The following is a 16,867-nucleotide window of genomic DNA, read 5'->3' on the forward strand; positions in this document are numbered from 1 at the left end:
AATCTTGCACAGGAGTTCCTGCCCCCTCCCGCGAGCCCCGAATGCAAAGCCTCCACGTCAACGGATACGACATGCCCTATCTCGACGTGGGCGAAGACAGGAGCCGGCCGCCGCTGGTCTGTGTACATGGCTCGCTCAATGACTTCCGCGTCTGGGGCTGCGTGCTCGGACCGCTGACGCAGCGGCATCGGGTGATCGCCGTCAGCTTGCGGCACTTCTTCCCGGACCGCTGGGATGGCGTCGGCGACACCTATTCGATCGCCCAGCATGTCCAGGACGTCATCGCCTTCATCGAGAAGCTCGACGTCGGCCCGGTCGATCTGATGGGCCATTCCCGCGGCGGGCACATCTGCTTCCGCGTGGCACAGGCGCGCCCCGACCTGTTGCGGCGGCTGATCCTGGCCGAACCCGGCGGCGAGCTCGATGCGAGCCTCGATCCCGATTACGTCGGCGGCCCCTCGCCGCTGTTGGCGCGGTTCACGGCCTCGGCCGAGAAGATCGCGGCCGGCGATGTCGACGGCGGCCTTGCCGTCTTCGTGGACACGCTGGAGGGCGCCGGCACCTGGCCGCGGCTGCCGGCGATGGTGAAGCAGAATCTGCGCGACAACGCCTATACCCTGATCGGGCAGGTCCGCGACAACCGTCCGCCCTTCTCGAAGGCGGATGCGGAATCGATCAGGATGCCGACGCTGTTCATCCTGGGTGCGCGGACCAAAGGCCTGCTGCCAAAGGTGCTGCATGCGCTGGCCGCGCACGTACCCTATTCCAAGACGGCGATCATCCCGAACGCGACCCATCCGATGTTCGAGCAGGCGCCGCAAAAATACTCCGAACTGGTTCTGGATTTCCTGGCGAGCTGATCATGCAGAGCTTTCGCGTCAACGGTTACGACATGGCCTATCTCGAAGTCGGGGACGGCCCGCCGCTGGTCTGCGTCCATGGCACGCTAGGTGATTTCCGCACCTGGTATTCAGTGCTCGGCCCACTGTCGAAGTCCCATCGCGTGATCTCGGTCAGCCTGCGGCATTTCTTTCCCGAGCATTGGGACGCCATCGGCGACGATTACAAGATGGCGCAGCACGTCGCGGACACGATCGCCTTCATCGAGCAGGTCAAACCCGGGCCGGTCGACCTGATGGGGCATTCGCGCGGCGGCCACATCGCGTTTCGCGTCGCGCAAGCGCGGCCTGACCTGCTGCGCAAGCTGGTGCTGGCCGAGCCGGGCGGCGATCTCGACGCCAGCCTGTCGGTGCCCGAAGGCACGCCCGCGCATCCGCCGCTCGCTGCGAAGACGATACGCTCGGTCGAGATGATCCGCGCCGGCGATCTCGACGGCGCGCTGCAGAATTTCTACGAGGGCATCGAAGGCGACGGCTCGTGGCGGCGCGTGCCGGCGGCGGCGAAGCAACAGCTGCGCGACAACACGCTCACCTTCCTCGGCCAGATCAACGAGCAGCGCCGGCCCTACACGCTCGCTGATGCGCAGGCGATCAGGACGCCGACGCTGCTGATCGGCGGCGGTGCAACCACCGGCAGCCTCTCGGTGATGTGGCGCGTGCTGGCCGAGCACATCGCGGGCAGCAAGACCGCGGTGATCCCCAATGCCGGCCACTGGATGTTCGAGCAGGCGCCGCTTGAGTTCGGCGAGGTGGTGAACAGGTTTTTGGCGGAGTAGCTTTCTTTTTTCCTTCTCCCCTCTTGTCCGCCGAAGCCTTCAGGCGAAGGCGGATGTGGGAGAGATCACATCTGCAAATGAGTCTGCGGAGAAATACCCCTCACCAAGTGAGTTCGTGTCTCCCAGCGGCGCTGCCCTCTCCCGCAAGGGGAGAGGGCACAGAAACTCACACCTTCCAAACGCCGACCGGCATCTTGATCGTCGCATTCAGCCGGTTCCAGACGTTGATGGTCGCGATCGAGAGGATCAGGGTTGCGAGCTCGCGCTCGTCAAAATGCTTGGAGGCCTCGTTCCAGATCGCATCCGGCACCGGGTCCTCGCGATCGGCAAGGCGCGTGACGGCTTCGGTCAGCGCCAGCGCGGCGCGTTCGGCGTCGCTGAAATAGGGCGCATCGCGCCAGGCCGAGACGGCGAACAGGCGCTCGTCGGTTTCACCCAGCTTGCGGGCGATCTTCGGATGCATGTCGACGCAGACGCTGCAGCCGTTGATCTGGCTGGCGCGCAGGTGCACCAGTTCCAGGAGCTTTTCCGGCAGCCCCTGCTTGGTCAAATTGCCGAGGGATTGAAGGTGGTTCATGGCTTCAGGCAGGACCATGACGGGGTGGTTCATGCGCGCGTGCATCATCTTGCGTCTCCGTTAGAGAATTTGGACGGTTCCGGTCACATCGGCCGGATTGGCTTCGTCATGGGCATGACGGATTGCGATGAGGGAATGTGACCGATGACCCAGAAAAACTTCGAAGAAAATTTTCTCAGCCGCCAATTCGAGGCCAGCAGGGACCATCTGCGCGCGGTCGCCTACCGGATGCTGGGTTCCAGTGCCGAGGTCGACGATGCCGTGCAGGAGGCCTGGCTGCGGGTCAGCCGCTACGACACGTCCGATGTCGCGAACCTGCGCGGCTGGCTGACCACCGTGGTCGCGCGCATCTGCCTCGACATGCTGCGCGCGCGCAAATCGCGCCGCGAGGACCCGATGGGCCCGCACGTGCCCGAGCCGGTCGACGAGACGCGGGAGCGCGAGGCGGAGATGTCCGATTCCGTCGGCGCGGCCCTCCTCGTCGTGCTCGAGACATTGCAGCCGGCAGAGCGGCTCGCCTTCGTGCTGCACGACATGTTCGCAGTCCCGTTCGAGGAGATCGCGCCGATCGTGGGACGCTCGGTCGACGCCTCGCGGCAGTTGGCGAGCCGCGCGCGACGGCGCGTCCAGGGGGCGCCGGTGCCCGAGGCGGACATCTCGCACCAGCGCGCGATCGTCGATGCCTTCCTCAGGGCTTCGCGCGAGGGCAATTTCGAGGGCCTGCTGGCCCTGCTCGATCCCGACGTCGTGTTCCGTGCCGACCAGGCTGCGGTGCGGCTCGGCACGCTGCCGGAGATCCGCGGCGCGGATGCGGTCGCACAGCTCTACAAGGGCCGTGCGCAGGCTGCACGGACGGCGCTGGTCGATGGCGAGATCGGCGTCGCCGTCATCTTCGGCGGACGTCTGCGCATCGCGCTGCGCGTGACGTTCAACGGCGACCGGATCGCGGGGATCGAGGCGGTGGCCGATGCGGACCAGATCGCGACGATGGAGGTGGAGGTGCTGGAGCGCTAGTCACGTGAATCTAAAGTTCGCCACATAAAGTCCGCTGAGCTTTATAGCAGAAGCGTTTGACGGAAGCCAAAATCTGGTCTGCGGACTTGGTCCATTTGAATGGCTTCGGTTTTCTGTTGTGCAGGTCGATGAAGGTACGGATGTCGGCCTCGAGCTGCCTGACGGAGGTGTGAACACCTCGCTGGATCTGTTTTCTGGTGAGTTCAGCGAACCAGCGCTCGACCTGATTGATCCATGACGCGGAAGTCGGCGTGAAGTGGACATGATAGTGCGGCCGACGGGCGAGCCACGCTTTGATCTTAGGTGTTTTGTGGGTGGCGTAGTTGTCCATGACGAGATGGACATCGAGGCCTTCAGGAACTTGAGCATCGATCCCTTTTAAAAACTTCAAGAACTCGACTGCCCGGTGCCGCTTATAGCATTTGCCGATGACGAACCCCGAGGCGACATCGAGCGCGGCAAACAGCGAGGTCGTACCATGCCGCACATAACTGTGCGTGCGCCGTTCCGGTACGCCCGGCATCATCGGCAGGACCGGCTGCTCGCGATCCAGGGCCTGGATCTGGCTTTTCTCATCGATACTGAGGACAAGGGCTCGGTTCGGTGGGGACAGGTAAAGGCCGACGATATCGCGGACCTTGTCGACGAACAGCGGGTCGCTCGACAGCTTGAATGTCTGGCTGCGGTGCGGCTGCAGGCCGAACGCCATCCACATTCGGCGGATCGTGGTGTGGGAAAAGCCAGTTTCCCCAGCCATTGAGCGGATCGACCAGTGCGTCGCGTCGGGTGGCGTTGTACGCAATGTCCGCTCAATTACCTCAGCAACCTGATCGTCGTTGATGGTTCGAGGGCGGCCAGGGCGGGCCTCGTCAAGCAGGCCATCACAGCGATCCTTCAAAAATCGGCGACGCCACTTGCCAACGGTGTGTTCGTGGAGGCCGAGTTCGGCAGCCACGGACTTGCTTGGCAAGCCATCCGCACACCGCAGGATCGCGCGGCAGCGCTCAGATAGCGATCGGGCAACGCGATGACGACGAACTTGCCTCTCCAAGTACGCCCGCTCCTGCGGACTAAGCACCAACGGCGCGATCGGCCGGCCTCGTTCACCTGCATTCGCCACGAGCTCTCTCCTCTGTAGAGATTCGAGCTATCAACTAATGTGGCGAACTTGCGTTCCAGATGACTAGCGGGACGTGGCATCCGGACGGCCCGGATGTTACGCTGAAGTCCAATCGCGCGGTGCCAGCGCTCAAGACGCGAAAGGACGATTTCCATGACAGCCCGCTTCATTCCCCTGCTCGCCTTGTCCCTGCTCGGCCTCGCCGCCGGCAGCACCACCGCGCTTGCGGCCGCCGACGAAAAGCTGAAGGCCGCGGCCGAGCAGGAGAAGGCGCCGCTGATCGAGACCCTGCACGACATGGTGATGATCGAAAGCGGCAGCGGCGATGCCGAGGGCCTGAAGAAGATGGCCGAATTCACCGAAGCGCGCCTGAAGGCGCTGGGCGCCACCATCGAGCGGCGCAAGACCACCGCGGGTACGGGCGCCGACATGGTGATCGCCACCTTCCAGGGCACCGGGTCGCGAAAGCTGATGTTGATCGCGCATATGGACACGGTCTATCAGCGCGGCATTCTCGCAAGCGAGCCGTACCGTGTCGACGGTAACCGCATCTACGGCCCCGGCATCGCCGACGACAAGGGCGGCATCGCCGTGGTCCTGCATGCGCTCAAGATCCTGAAGGACGCCGGCTGGCAGGACTACGCCAGGCTCACCGTGTCCTTCAATCCGGATGAAGAGGTCGGCTCGATCGGGTCGGGCGAGATCATCGCCGAGTTCGCCGACCAGCACGACGTCGTGCTCTCCTGCGAACCCACGGTCGCCGCGCCGATCGCCAAGAATGACGGGCTGCTGCTGGGCGCGAGCGGCACTGCCACGGCGAAAATGGAGGTGAAGGGCCGCGCCTCGCATGCCGGCGCCGCGCCCGATCTCGGCCGTAACGCGCTGATCGAGCTCGCGCACCAATTGCAGCAGACAAAGGACGTCGCCAAGTCGATCCCGGGCACGCAGCTCAACTGGACCACGGCGCAGGCCGGCACGGTGCGCAACCAGATTCCGGAAAAGGCCGAGGCCGGCGCCGATATCCGCCTGACCATCCCCGATGGCATCGCCAAATTGCAGGCGGCGCTCGACGCGAAGGTGAAGGACAAGTTCGTGCCCGACACCGAAACCACGGTGACGATCATTGCGGGCCGCCCGCCCTTCGTCGCCAGCGATCGCGGCCGCGCGCTCGCGCAGGAGGGGCAGGCGATCTATGCCGAGATCGACCGCAAGCTCGACATCGCCGAGATGACCGGCGGCGCCACCGATGCCGGTTATGCCAACCGCAGCGGCAAGGCGGTCGTGGTCGAGAGCTTTGGCCTCGCCGGCTTCGGCTATCACGCCCGGGACGAGTTCATCGACACCAACTCGATCGTGCCGCGGCTCTATCTGGTGAGCCGGATACTGATCGAGCAGGGCAAGAAGAAGTAGGCGCCGGGGCCGGCCAAGCCATTTCGGCGAAAACAACCCCATGCACAGTAGACGGCCCTAGCGATATCAATGGCTTAGCGAGGCCAAAACGGCGGCTTGAGGACCGCCTTGACGCCCTCCCCCTCCTGCGATACCTTCGAATACGGAATTCCGTATTCCCTTTTGTGTCTCGGAGCTGCCGGCGTGATCCCTCTCGACCCGCTCCCGAACCTGATCGACCAGGTCTATGCGCGGATCCTGGAGGCGATCTCCGACCGCACGCTTCAACCCGGCCAGCGCATCCGGCAGAACGAACTCGCCGACAAGCTCGGCGTGTCGCGCCAGCCGGTGTCGCATGCGCTGCATCTGCTGCACCGGCAGGGTCTCGTCGCCGAGAGCGGCCGTCGCGGTTTTGAAGTCACCCAGCTCGACCCCTCGCGCATCCGCCAGCTCTACGAGGTGCGAGGCGCCATCGACGCGCTGGCCGCGCGGCTCGCCGCTCAGCGCGCCGCAAGCGACGCGGCGGGACGCGCGCGGTTGGACGCAGCCCTCGCCGCCGGACGCCGCATCGACCGCAAGACTTCGCTCGCCGAGCTGATCGTGCTCGACGTCGATTTTCACCGCGCGATCTATCAGCTCGCGGGCAATCCCGTGATCGAGGAGACGATCGCGCCGCAATGGCCGCATATGCGCCGCTCGATGGCGACGGTGCTCTCCGAGCTCGATTATCGCGGCAGCGCGTGGGCCGAGCATGCGACGATTGCCGGACACATTCTCGCAGGCGATGCGAAAGCCGCCGAGCGCGCAGCGCTGGCCCATGCGCAGACGGCGGGACGGATGACCGAGGAGAAATTGAGGGCGACGGACGAGGCGGCGGCGTAGCGACTATCGCGCCCCCCGTCATGCCCGGGCTTGTCCCGGGCATCCACGTTCTTCTCGCGAACGTGGAGCAAAGACGTGGATGGCCGGGTCAAGCCCGGCCATGACGAGAGAAAACAACAAATCAAAACAGGAGGACGACCCATGAAACTGTCTCAGGAGCAATTGGAGTTCTTCCACCACGAGGGCTGGCTGTTCCTCCCCGAATTGTTCAGCCAGGAGGAAGTCGACTTCCTCGCGCGCGAGGCGATCGGCATCTATGACGCGAATCGGCCCGAGGTCTGGCGCGAGAAGAGCGGCGCGCCGCGCACGGCGTTTGCCGCGCATCTCTACAACGAGGCATTCCGCATCTTGGGTGCGCATCCGCGCATGATCGACCCGGTCGAGCAATTGTTCGGCGAGCCGGTCTACATGCACCAGTTCAAGATCAACGCGAAATCGGCCTTCACCGGCGACGTCTGGCAGTGGCACCAGGATTACGGCACTTGGAAGCGCGACGACGGCATGCCGGAGCCGCGCGCGATGAACATCGCGATCTTCCTCGACGAGGTGATGCCGATCAACGGCCCCCTGATGCTGGTGCCGCAGAGCCAGAATGCCGGCGATCTCCAGGCCTCGCATGACCTTGCGACGACCTCCTATCCACTGTGGACGCTCGACGAAGAGACCGTGACGCGCCTCGTCAAGCAGGGCGGCATCGTCGCGCCCACAGGCAAGCCGGGCGGCATGCTGATGTTCCACGGCAATCTCGTGCATGGCTCGGCCGGCAACATCACGCCCTACCCGCGCAAGATCGTGTACCTGACGCTGAACGCGGTCTCGAACTACATCCGCACCCCGACGCGGCCTGAGTACATCGCGCATCGCGATTTTGCGCCGATCAAGACGGTGGACGATGATGCGCTGGTGCGGCTCGCACGTGCGCCGCGACAGGCGGCGGAGTAAGTTCTCACTGTCATTCCGGGGCGCGCCTTCTTGGGCGCGAGCCCGGAATCCATACTCCCGATCGTGGTTATGGATTCCGGGCTCGACGCTGCGCGTCGCCCCGGAATGACGAGCTTTGATTGTTGCGCTCAGGACATCCCCCATGAACCTCTTCCGCCTCCTCCAGGCCCGCGCGTCCGCTGGCAAGCCTGTCCGTGTCGCGCTGATCGGTGCCGGCAAGTTCGGCTCGATGTTTCTGGCGCAGGTGCCGCACACGCCGGGGCTGGAGGTGCCCATCATCGTCGATATCGATCGCGACCGTGCGCGCGAAGCCTGCCGCACCGTGGGCTGGAGCGCCGAGCGGATCGCGGCCACCGTCTTCACCGATGATGGCGCACGCGCCATTGCGGGCGGCGCGATGGATGTCGTCGTTGAAGCGACCGGCAATCCGGCCGTCGGCATCAAGCACGCGCGCGCTGCGATCGCGGCGGGCAAGCATATCGTGATGGTCAATGTCGAGGCCGACGTGCTGGCGGGCCCGCTGCTCGCCGAGGAAGCACGGAAGGCGGGCGTGGTCTATTCGCTCGCTTATGGCGACCAGCCGGCGCTGACCGCCGAGATGGTCGACTGGGTGCGCGCCACCGGTTTTCGCGTGGTCGCAGCCGGCAAAGGGACAAAATATCTGCCAGCCTATCACGACGTGACACCTGACGGCGTCTGGCAGCACTATGGTCTCACCGCGGGCGAGGCACAGTCGGCCGGCATGAATCCGCAGATGTTCAACTCCTTCCTCGACGGCACCAAATCCGCGATCGAGATGGCCGCGATCGCCAATGCCTGCGGGCTCGACGTGCCCGCGAGCGGCTTGCTGTTTCCGCCCTGCGGCGTCGACGATTTGCCACACGTCATGCGTCCCAGCGACAAGGGCGGCGTGTTGGAACGGTCGGGCGTGGTGGAGGTGGTGTCGTCACTCGAGCGCGACGGCCGGCCGGTGTTTCGCGATTTGCGGTGGGGCGTCTATGTCGTGCTGGAGGCGCCGAACGACTATGCCGCCGACTGCTTCAGGCAATACGGCCTGAAGACCGACGGCAGCGGACGCTTCGCGGCGATGTACAAGCCGTACCATCTGATCGGGCTCGAGCTGAACATCTCGATCCTGTCGGCGGCGCTGCGGGGCGAGCCGACCGGCCAGCCCTATGGCTTCCGCGGCGACGTTGCCGCCGTGGCCAAGCGCAATCTGCGCGCCGGCGAGATGCTGGACGGCGAAGGCGGCTACACCGTGTGGGGCAAGCTGGTGCCGGCGGCCGCGAGCCTGAAGGCAGGCGCCCTGCCGATCGGTCTCGCACATCGCCTGAAGCTGAAGCACGACGTCGCCCATGGCGAGATCGTGCGCTGGAGCGACGTCGAGTTCGACGCTAACAACGAGACGATCAAGACGCGAAAGGTAATGGAGACGGCATTCGCGAAATAGCGGCTAGAACTGCCCCGGTTGAGCGGGTGGACTGGGCCAATCCGATCGCAAATTGTTCGGATTATTCCTTGCGAACAAGTCCTGCCTTATAACGCCGCTCGGGCCCGCATCAATTGATGGTGGCATTCCGCGAACATCACGGGTTGGCGCGACTATGACGCCGGTCCGAACGCCACAATTGGCGGGATAGCCAGCGTGTCGGCAGTAAGTTGCAGCACTCGCGCCTGCATTGCTTCCAATTGAGAAGCCAATAATTAGCGACGCTGACAAGGCAATTGATCGCTTCATTCTTGCCTCCTGTAGCTGATCCACGGGAGAGAATTATAGATGAAGTGTAGCTATGCCAAAGCGGTGAATGTTGAACCGTGAGTTCGGCTTCTCGATCAAAAGCCGGCATCGGCCGCAGCCCGCGCCATGTCCAACCATATGCGGACTCATGATCGCAGCAGGTTGCGTCCTCTTCGACCACGATGACCTTGGCTTCGGCCTCCTCGAAATTCTTGCGCTGGTCACAGCGATTGATAGCCCCGAGAAGCCAATGGCCGGGCCGAGCAGTGTCAGGATGGTCGCGAAGGATGACACCGGGATGCTCGTTCTGTTCGTGCTCGCCCAACGTGTCACGTCGATTTGATGTTTTGCGCGCAAAAAAAACGGGTACTGACACACGTGGCATCTTGCACCACGGTCCAACCGTAAGGAGCAATCCATGATAAATCTGAAAATTCTTGGTGCGGTCGTTGTTGTGGCATCTGCCCTGTCCAGCTCTGCTGTACAGGCGCAGTGGTACAACTCCAATCCGGACGCATGCCAAGCTGAATTCGCCAGCTGCACGGGTCTTGGAACGGGGACCACCCCCGACTATCGGGTTCGGCCATCAACTCGGCGAACGGCATATCGCCAGCCGGCAGCGGCGGACGCGACTGTCGGCAACTGGGGCAATTCCTACGCCATGTCGCCCGGCATGTCGTACGGCGAGATGGGCTGGCAGGGCAGCTGGAGTACGTATGCTGCCCGTAACGGCATCGTCTGCCGGCCCGGCACCTATTTCAAGGGTAGCGACGGCCTCCAGCATCTCTGCCAGTAGGTCATCTGCTCTGACGTTAAACAGCTCAGGCGGCCCCAAAGGGGCCGCCTGTTTCGTGCCGGAGTTGTGGCTCTCGCCGAGAATTAGCATCCAGATCGCGCGGTGGGTGCACGACTGGGTGTACGAACGACCCCGATCTCCGGATCGAGGTCGCGTACCGTCACCAGTGCTTCGAGCGGGCGGCGGGCCTTCGTGGTAGCGATCTCTATGGAAGCAGCCGTTCTTCCCTGGCTTGCTTGAACCACTTCCGGAACATGTCCTCGGTGTCCATCATCTCGGTGAAGCCGGCGCGGTTGATCTTCACGGTCGAGACGATCGAGGGCGGACCGGACTCGGTCTGGCCGTAGCGCATGCTGTAATCGGCGTATTGGAACGACAGGCCGACGAAGTCGGCGAGGTCCGGCGACACAAGGTCATGCTTGCGTCGCAACGCGTCCCAAGAAGAGACCCAATTGGGAAACTCCTTGGCGAGCGATAGCGGGATCGGCTTGCCGGGCTTCATCTCCAGCGCGTCGGCCACCGCGGGCCAGATGTTTTCCCAGGTGAAGACATCGCCATTGGTGACGTTGAAGGCTTCGTTCTGTGCCGCCTTGGCCTCGCCCGACCAGGCGATCGCGCGCGCGAGGAGATCGACGTCGACGGCCTGCGCCACCCGCGCGGCGCCGCCGGGAAAGTCGAGCGGCCTGCCCTGCTCGCGCAGCATCGCGGCATAGACGCCGAGTGGCGGGATCAGATCCATGGCGCCGCCCATGGCGAGGCCGACGATCAGAACGGGGCGCAAGATACTCCAGTGCCAGGCTTTCCCGGCCTGGAGCTCGCGCAGGAAATTTTCCTGCGCCCAATAAAAGTTGGGCTGCTCGTACATCTCGGAGCGGCCTTCGCGCGCCGGCACCGTCAAGGGGCGGACGTGAACGCCATAGGCTTTGGTGCCTTGCAGCAAGGCGACATGCTTGAGGTCTGGCGCCATCGGCTCGAGCGCGGCCATCAAATTGCGCAACATCAGATCATTGGTCTTGATCTGCTGCGGATCGCGCCAACCATCGACGAGCTGTGGCGCCTCGTAGAGCGCGGCGTAGATCAAATGGGTGGCGCCCTGAAGCTCGGCCGCGGCACGGCGGCAATCGGCTTCGCTGGTAAGGTCGATCGGGACGTGGCGGGCGCCGTAGAGGTGGCGCGGCTTGCGTCGCGACAGCGCCACAACTTCTGAAGGCTCGGATGTGCCGAAGTGTCGCAACGCGGCGTTGCCGACGAGACCGGTTGCCCCAGCGACCACGACCTTTTTGCCCGTCATGCGCGAGCCTCCCTTGTTATTGCCTAATCGCGTAGCAGATCGCTGATGGTTCCGACTTGCGTCTGGCCCGCGTTCGCACTTGCGAGGAAGGCATCAGGCTTGATTATCGCAGGGCGTCCGGTCATCCTTGCTGACGGAACCGCAACGCTCGGCTTCCAGCAACAAGAGCCCATCAGGGCCATTCGGAAACGCTCAAACAAATCTCAACAAGAGAACGTCGATCCTCGACGAAGACAAGACGACAGCAAGATCGTTCCCTGGTCGATGCATCGACGCAATGGAAGGGATGCGCATGAAACGTCGTGATTTTCTGAAGGTGACAGGCGTCGGCCTGGCCGCGAGCACAGCAGTGGCTGCGCCCGCGATCGCGCAGTCGTCGCCCGAGGTCAGGTGGCGCTACGCCACGAGCTGGCCGAAAGCCCTCGATACGCTCTATGGCGGCTGCGAATATTTCTGCAAGCAGGTCGCCGACATTACCGACAACAAATTCCAGATCCAGCCTTTTGCGGCGGGCGAGATCGTCCCGGGCCTGCAGGTGCTCGACGCCGTGTCGAACGGCACGGTCGAGATCGGCAATACCGCGCTTTATTACTATTGGGGCAAGAACCCCGCATTCACGTTCGCAACTGCCCTCCCGTTCGGCTTGAACACGCGCCAGCAGATTTCCTGGCTGCTGTGGGGCGGCGGACAGGATCTCGTCAACGACCTCCTGAAAGAGCACAACGTCTACGGCATCCCGACCGGATCGACCGGCGCGCAGATGGGCGGCTGGTTCAGGAAGGAGATCAAGACGGTCGACGACCTCAAGGGCCTGAAGATGCGCATCGGCGGCTTCGCCGGCACGATCCTCGCCAAGCTCGGCTGCGTGCCGCAGCAGCTCGCCGGCGGCGACATCTATCCGGCGCTGGAGAAGGGCACCATCGACGCGGCCGAGTGGGTCGGTCCCTATGACGACGAGAAGCTCGGCTTCGCCAAGGTCGCGAAGTACTACTACTATCCCGGCTGGTGGGAAGGCACGAGCCAGGGCCACAACATCATGAACATCGAGAAGTGGAACGCGCTGCCCAAGCACTATCAGGCGGCGATCGACGCGGCGTCACGCGACACCTTCACCTGGATCACCGGCAAGTACGATGCGGTGAATGCTCCGGCGCTGAAGCGGCTGATCGTGAACGGCGCGATCCTCAGGGGCTTCCCGCAGGAAGTGCTCGAGGCGTGCTACAACACCGCCAACGAAATCTATGCGGACCTGTCCAAGACCAATCCGCATTTCGGCAAGATGCATGCGAGCATGACCGCGTTCAAGAATGACTCGTTGCCTTGGACGCAGGTGGCCGAGCTGAGCTACGACAGCTTCATGGCGCGGATGCGGACCAAGACGTGAGGCGCTGAGCGGCTCACACGACTAAAGACGGAGAAGCCCCGGAGATGCTGCCATCTCCGGGGTTTTACGTGCTTTGGTTCTGGTTTCGGACCAAACCTGGTTGTCCCCATCGGCTTCGCAACTGCGAGCGTTCCGACGACGCTTGATTATCGCAAGGCGACCGGTCATCCTGATGGCCGGAACCGCAACGTACGGGATCCACAAAGAGCCCTGAAGGGCCGTCGGACACACTCACACCTTCACCAAAGACAAGTTCGGTTCTCGGCGAAGCAAAAGACGACACGAAGATCGTTCCCTTAGTCGAGCAATCGGCACAACGGAGGGATACGCATGAAACGTCGTGAATTTCTGAAAGTGACAGGCGCTGGCCTGGCGGCAAGCACAGCGGTTGCTGCGCCGGCCATCGCGCAATCTTCGCCGGAAGTGAGATGGCGGCTCGCCGCGAGCTGGCCCAAGGCGCTCGATACGCTCTACGGCGGCTGCGAATATTTCTGCAAGCGCGTGGCCGAGGCCACCGACAACAAATTCCAGATCCAGCCGTTCGCGTCCGGCGAGATCGTGCCGGGCCTGCAGGTGCTCGATGCGGTCTCGAACGGCACGGTCGAGATGGGCAACACGGCGCTGTATTATTACTGGGGCAAGAACCCCGCCTTCACGTTCGGCACCTCGCTGCCGTTCGGACTGAACACGCGGGCGCATATTTCCTGGCTGCTGTTCGGCGGCGGCACGGAAATGCTCAACGACCTGCTGAAGGAATACAACACGGTCGGCATTCCCACCGGCTCGACCGGCGCCCAGATGGGCGGCTGGTTCCGGAAGGAGATCAAGTCGATGGAGGATTTCAGGGGACTGAAATTCCGCGTCGGCGGCTTCGCCGGCACGATCATCGCCAAGGTCGGCGGCGTGCCGCAGCAGATCGCGGGCGGCGACATCTATCCGGCGCTGGAGAAGGGCACGATCGACGCCGCCGAATGGGTCGGGCCCTATGACGACGAGAAGCTCGGCTTCGTGAAGGTCGCGAAATACTACTACTATCCGGGCTGGTGGGAAGGCACCGGCCAGGGCCACAACGTCATAAATCGCGACAAGTGGAACGCGCTGCCGAAGCACTATCAGGCCGTGGTCGAGATGGCCTCACGCGATACCTTCACCTGGGTCACCGGCAAATACGACTACGTCAACCCGTCTGCGTTGAAGCGCCTGCTGGTGGCCGGTGCGGTCCTGAAGCCGTTCCCGCAGGAAGTCCTGGAGGCCTGCTACAACGCCGCCAACGAGATCTACGCCGATCTCAGCAAGACCAATCCGCACTTCAACAAGATGTACACCAGCCTGTCGGCATTCAGGAACGAGTCGCTCGCCTGGATGCAGGTCGCCGAGCTCAGCTACGACAGCTTCATGATGCGGATGCGGACACGGACGTGAGGCGTTAAGCGAAACGCAGCGCCACAAACGACGAAAGCCCCGGAGATGTCTCCGGGGCTTTTTGTTTCGGGAGAGCCCGAACCACACCAAAGGTGTCATCGCCCGGCTTGACCGTGCGATCCAGTACTCCAGAGGCCCATATTGGAGAACACGCTCTCACCACCTCCGCCGCGGCGTACTGTCATGCCCCGGCCAAGCCGGGGCATGACAGCTGTGAGTGTGGCGGGCGCTTGCCGTAATAGCGCTCAGTTCTGATCGTCGCCCAGCGCGGCAACCAGCTTGTCGTAGTACTTGCCGACGAGATCGATGTTGGCCTTGTTCTCGACCTGCGGCGCCGGCGTCTTCAGCGCTTCGTTGAGTTCGTCGAGCGCTTCCTTCTTGTCCTTGGCCGGCATCTTCTTGTCGGCCTGGACCTGCGCGATCTGCGCCTTGATGACGGCTTCGGTGCCGACATATTTCTTGGTCGCGGGATCGAAGCCGCCGAGCACGAGGCTGATGTTGTCGACGACGTTGTTGTAATCGTCATAGCCCGCAAAGCCGTTCTTCTTGGCGACGCCGTCGAGCTGGCCGATCACCTTCTGGTCGGGTGCGGTGTTCTCGGGCAGCTTTTCCGTGATCGCATCCATGTCCTTCTGCGCGGCGAGCACACCGTCGAGCTGCTTGTCGGTCAGCGCGATCTGCTTGAGGCTAGGCGCCTGCGCCGGCGCGGCCTGCGGAACCGGCGCGGCCTGCTTGGCTTGCGCGAACGCGGTACCGGAGGAGGCAAGCGATGCGGCGGACAGAAGGCACGCGACGCCGAACGCGGTGAGGGCGGGACGAAGCAATGCTGGCATGGGAGTCTCCTCCTGAAGGGGATGGTTGGTGTTGTCAGCGGAAGGTCTTGGCGATCGAGGGTCTCGACGACGGAAAAACTAGGGAGCCTGGAATGAACTGCTCATGAACTCCGCTTGCGTCTGCTAAGGGCCGATCATGGCTGAATGATCACAACCCTGTGGTGGCTCCTGCGATCACCAAACATTGTTCTGCATGCAATCCATCTCGCTTGCCGACCTTGACCTGCCCCTGAAGTTTCACCCAGTAGCGGTTAGAGTCTCGGCGGATGTTACGCCGTTTGGCGCGGTGTGAGCAACGTGCGATCGGCGGAGCTGGTCGGGGTTGCGCAGCCGATCGCACGTTGCGGTGAGGTAGGCGGCATAGGCCGCAGGGGTCAGATAGCCGAGCGAGGAATGCGGGCGTTGGCCGTTGTAGTCGCCGACCCAATCCGCAATCTTGGCGCGGGCGTGATCGAGGCCGAAGAACAAGGTTTCGTTGAGAAGCTCGTCCCGCATCCGGCCGTTGAAGCTTTCACAGAAGCCGTTCTGCATCGGCTTGCCCGGCGCAATGAAGTGCCAGTCGATCTTGTTCTCCTCCGACCAGGCCAGCATGGCATTGCAGGTGAACTCGGTGCCGTTGTCGGAGACGATCATGCCCGGCTTGCCGCGCTGATTGATCAGCGCCGTCAGTTCGCGTGCCACCCGCCGCCCCTGGATCGAGGTGTCGGGGATGGCCGCCAGACATTCCCGGGTCACGTCATCGACGATATTCAGGACCCGGAAGCGACGGCCGCTGGCGAACTGGTCGTGGACAAAATCCAGCGACCACCGGGCGTTCGGCCGAGCCTCGACCAGTATCGGCGCTCGGGTGCCCACGGCGCGGCGGCGGGCCCGGCGCTTGCGCACGCTGAGGCCTTCCTCTCGATACAGACGGTAGATCCGGTTCCGCCCGGACGGCTCGCCCTGCTGGCGAAGCAGCACGAACAGCCGGCGGTAGCCGAACCGCCGACGGGCATTAGCAAGCTCGCGCAAGTGGCCGCGTAGTTCGGTGTCCGGCGGTCGGCACGATCGGTACCGAACCATCTTGCGGTCAGCGCCGACGATGCCGCAGGCCCGCCGCTCCGCCAGACCCATGACGGCCTGCAGGTGCGCGACGGCTTCGCGCTTGGCGACGGGCCCTACCATTTTTTTGACAAAAGCTCGCGTAGCGCTGCAGCATCCAGCATCTGCTCGGCCAGCAGCTTCTTCAGCTTGGCGTTCTCGTCCTCGAGTTGCCGCAACCGCTTGGCATCGGAGACGTCCAGACCGCCGAACTTCGCCTTCCAATTGTACAGCGTCGCTTCAGAGACGCCATGCTTCCGCGCCAAATCGGCAGCCTTCGCACCCGCCTCATGCTCACGCAGCACGCCAATAATCTGCTCTTCCGTAAACCTGGCTCGTTTCATCTGTCCGTCCTTCAGAAGGCCGGACTCTAACTTCAACTGGAGGAAATCGGCAGGGGCAGGTCAACCTGTCGAGGCGCCTGCCATTTGCGGCGCGGTGGCGTTCAGCCTGGTGTCAGGAATCATCTGAAATCACGACCTGCGACCGCTCACTGTGCCGACAGAAAAATGCGCTGATGACGAAGGTGCACGAGAGCGCGCTCAGCGTTGAGAGCGGCGAAGATCTGCTGTCGGTCTACGAATGGAAGACGCACCGCGCGAAGCCATGTCTTCTGCTCGCGCCGCGGGATCTACACGTTCCATCGCAAGCACGGCGCCGGATCGTTTCGGCGTCAACGTGTTCTGGCTCGAGAGATGAGGCTCAGTGCCACTGTTGCCGAAGA

General features: G+C 63.4%; 16 protein-coding genes and 1 pseudogene. 11 read left to right on the plus strand and 6 right to left on the minus strand.

Annotation, left to right across the window (positions count from 1 at the left end):
- The first annotated feature begins 41 nt into the window (after positions 1 to 41).
- Entirely contained in the window at positions 42 to 860 is an 819-nt protein-coding gene (locus ACVJ5M_RS42635) for an alpha/beta fold hydrolase (protein WP_063985758.1), read from the plus strand.
- A 2-nt stretch (positions 861 to 862) separates the two neighbouring features.
- A complete protein-coding gene (locus tag ACVJ5M_RS42640) occupies positions 863 to 1,675 on the plus strand; it encodes an alpha/beta fold hydrolase (RefSeq protein ID WP_063985759.1) in 813 nt (270 codons plus the stop codon).
- Positions 1,676 to 1,841: 166 nt separating this feature from the next.
- On the opposite strand, the gene ACVJ5M_RS42645 is transcribed toward ACVJ5M_RS42640, so the two are convergent.
- Positions 1,842 to 2,297 carry a carboxymuconolactone decarboxylase family protein gene (locus ACVJ5M_RS42645; RefSeq protein ID WP_063986725.1) on the minus strand — a complete coding sequence of 152 codons (456 nt, stop codon included), beginning with the start codon at positions 2,295 to 2,297 and terminating at the stop codon, positions 1,842 to 1,844.
- A gap of 99 nt (positions 2,298 to 2,396) precedes the next feature.
- Here ACVJ5M_RS42645 and ACVJ5M_RS42650 point away from each other — a divergent pair, with 99 nt between their 5' ends.
- A complete protein-coding gene (locus ACVJ5M_RS42650) occupies positions 2,397 to 3,266 on the plus strand; it encodes a sigma-70 family RNA polymerase sigma factor (RefSeq protein WP_354098030.1) in 870 nt (289 codons plus the stop codon).
- 10 nt (positions 3,267 to 3,276) lie between these two features.
- Here ACVJ5M_RS42650 and ACVJ5M_RS42655 read toward each other — a convergent pair whose 3' ends face one another.
- On the minus strand, positions 3,277 to 4,386 hold the full coding sequence (locus tag ACVJ5M_RS42655; RefSeq protein ID WP_135216181.1) for an IS630 family transposase: 1,110 nt from the start codon (positions 4,384 to 4,386) through the stop codon (positions 3,277 to 3,279).
- A 153-nt stretch (positions 4,387 to 4,539) separates the two neighbouring features.
- Between ACVJ5M_RS42655 and ACVJ5M_RS42660 the strand changes: the two genes are divergently transcribed.
- From ACVJ5M_RS42660 to ACVJ5M_RS42685, 6 genes are all read left to right on the plus strand, one after another.
- Entirely contained in the window at positions 4,540 to 5,796 is a 1,257-nt protein-coding gene (locus ACVJ5M_RS42660) for a M20/M25/M40 family metallo-hydrolase (protein ID WP_063985761.1), read from the plus strand.
- A 183-nt stretch (positions 5,797 to 5,979) separates the two neighbouring features.
- Entirely contained in the window at positions 5,980 to 6,657 is a 678-nt protein-coding gene (locus ACVJ5M_RS42665; RefSeq protein WP_063985762.1) for a GntR family transcriptional regulator, read from the plus strand.
- A gap of 141 nt (positions 6,658 to 6,798) precedes the next feature.
- Positions 6,799 to 7,599, plus strand: a complete 801-nt coding sequence (locus ACVJ5M_RS42670; RefSeq protein ID WP_063985763.1) for a phytanoyl-CoA dioxygenase family protein — start codon at positions 6,799 to 6,801, stop codon at positions 7,597 to 7,599.
- 142 nt (positions 7,600 to 7,741) lie between these two features.
- Entirely contained in the window at positions 7,742 to 9,049 is a 1,308-nt protein-coding gene (locus ACVJ5M_RS42675; RefSeq protein ID WP_063985764.1) for an NAD(P)H-dependent oxidoreductase, read from the plus strand.
- 355 nt (positions 9,050 to 9,404) lie between these two features.
- Positions 9,405 to 9,680: a hypothetical protein gene (locus tag ACVJ5M_RS42680; RefSeq protein WP_283017750.1), complete on the plus strand. Its 276-nt coding sequence runs from the start codon at positions 9,405 to 9,407 to the stop codon at positions 9,678 to 9,680.
- Positions 9,681 to 9,755: 75 nt separating this feature from the next.
- Complete coding sequence (locus tag ACVJ5M_RS42685) at positions 9,756 to 10,133, plus strand: hypothetical protein (protein ID WP_063985765.1); 378 nt, start codon at positions 9,756 to 9,758, stop codon at positions 10,131 to 10,133.
- Between the two features lie 205 nt (positions 10,134 to 10,338).
- Here the strand turns inward: ACVJ5M_RS42685 and ACVJ5M_RS42690 are convergent, their stop codons facing one another.
- Positions 10,339 to 11,424, minus strand: a complete 1,086-nt coding sequence (locus ACVJ5M_RS42690) for an SDR family oxidoreductase (protein ID WP_063985766.1) — start codon at positions 11,422 to 11,424, stop codon at positions 10,339 to 10,341.
- 292 nt (positions 11,425 to 11,716) lie between these two features.
- Between ACVJ5M_RS42690 and ACVJ5M_RS42695 the strand changes: the two genes are divergently transcribed.
- Together ACVJ5M_RS42695 and ACVJ5M_RS42700 are read left to right on the plus strand one after the other, a co-directional pair.
- The gene (locus tag ACVJ5M_RS42695; protein WP_063986726.1) at positions 11,717 to 12,808 is read left to right on the plus strand and encodes a TRAP transporter substrate-binding protein; all 1,092 of its coding nucleotides are present in this window, start codon (positions 11,717 to 11,719) and stop codon (positions 12,806 to 12,808) included.
- 330 nt (positions 12,809 to 13,138) lie between these two features.
- Positions 13,139 to 14,230, plus strand: a complete 1,092-nt coding sequence (locus ACVJ5M_RS42700) for a TRAP transporter substrate-binding protein (RefSeq protein ID WP_063985767.1) — start codon at positions 13,139 to 13,141, stop codon at positions 14,228 to 14,230.
- Positions 14,231 to 14,475: 245 nt separating this feature from the next.
- On the opposite strand, the gene ACVJ5M_RS42705 is transcribed toward ACVJ5M_RS42700, so the two are convergent.
- The 3 genes and pseudogenes from ACVJ5M_RS42705 to ACVJ5M_RS42715 all read right to left on the minus strand — a co-directional run.
- On the minus strand, positions 14,476 to 15,063 hold the full coding sequence (locus tag ACVJ5M_RS42705; protein ID WP_063985768.1) for a hypothetical protein: 588 nt from the start codon (positions 15,061 to 15,063) through the stop codon (positions 14,476 to 14,478).
- A 237-nt stretch (positions 15,064 to 15,300) separates the two neighbouring features.
- Positions 15,301 to 16,368, minus strand: coding sequence for an IS3 family transposase (locus tag ACVJ5M_RS42710; RefSeq protein ID WP_231142186.1), 1,068 nt, complete (start codon positions 16,366 to 16,368; stop codon positions 15,301 to 15,303).
- Positions 16,335 to 16,487: pseudogene (locus ACVJ5M_RS42715) on the minus strand (transposase); the annotation flags it as partial. The gene ACVJ5M_RS42710 and the pseudogene ACVJ5M_RS42715, both read right to left, overlap by 34 nt.
- Between the last annotated feature and the right edge of the window lie 380 nt (positions 16,488 to 16,867).

The organism is Bradyrhizobium sp. S3.7.6 (assembly GCF_054061875.1).

Excerpts from the sequence above, each read along its gene's own strand:
- ACVJ5M_RS42650 (WP_354098030.1), top strand. The coding sequence starts at position 2,397 with ATGACCCAGAAAAACTTCGAAGAAAATTTTCTCAGCCGCCAATTCGAG.
- ACVJ5M_RS42645 (WP_063986725.1), bottom strand. The coding sequence starts at position 2,297 with ATGCACGCGCGCATGAACCACCCCGTCATGGTCCTGCCTGAAGCCATG.
- ACVJ5M_RS42695 (WP_063986726.1), top strand. The coding sequence starts at position 11,717 with ATGAAACGTCGTGATTTTCTGAAGGTGACAGGCGTCGGCCTGGCCGCG.
- ACVJ5M_RS42660 (WP_063985761.1), top strand. The coding sequence starts at position 4,540 with ATGACAGCCCGCTTCATTCCCCTGCTCGCCTTGTCCCTGCTCGGCCTC.
- ACVJ5M_RS42635 (WP_063985758.1), top strand. The coding sequence starts at position 42 with ATGCAAAGCCTCCACGTCAACGGATACGACATGCCCTATCTCGACGTG.
- ACVJ5M_RS42685 (WP_063985765.1), top strand. The coding sequence starts at position 9,756 with ATGATAAATCTGAAAATTCTTGGTGCGGTCGTTGTTGTGGCATCTGCC.
- ACVJ5M_RS42690 (WP_063985766.1), bottom strand. The coding sequence starts at position 11,424 with ATGACGGGCAAAAAGGTCGTGGTCGCTGGGGCAACCGGTCTCGTCGGC.
- ACVJ5M_RS42640 (WP_063985759.1), top strand. The coding sequence starts at position 863 with ATGCAGAGCTTTCGCGTCAACGGTTACGACATGGCCTATCTCGAAGTC.
- ACVJ5M_RS42705 (WP_063985768.1), bottom strand. The coding sequence starts at position 15,063 with ATGCCAGCATTGCTTCGTCCCGCCCTCACCGCGTTCGGCGTCGCGTGC.
- ACVJ5M_RS42675 (WP_063985764.1), top strand. The coding sequence starts at position 7,742 with ATGAACCTCTTCCGCCTCCTCCAGGCCCGCGCGTCCGCTGGCAAGCCT.
- ACVJ5M_RS42670 (WP_063985763.1), top strand. The coding sequence starts at position 6,799 with ATGAAACTGTCTCAGGAGCAATTGGAGTTCTTCCACCACGAGGGCTGG.
- ACVJ5M_RS42700 (WP_063985767.1), top strand. The coding sequence starts at position 13,139 with ATGAAACGTCGTGAATTTCTGAAAGTGACAGGCGCTGGCCTGGCGGCA.
- ACVJ5M_RS42680 (WP_283017750.1), top strand. The coding sequence starts at position 9,405 with ATGTTGAACCGTGAGTTCGGCTTCTCGATCAAAAGCCGGCATCGGCCG.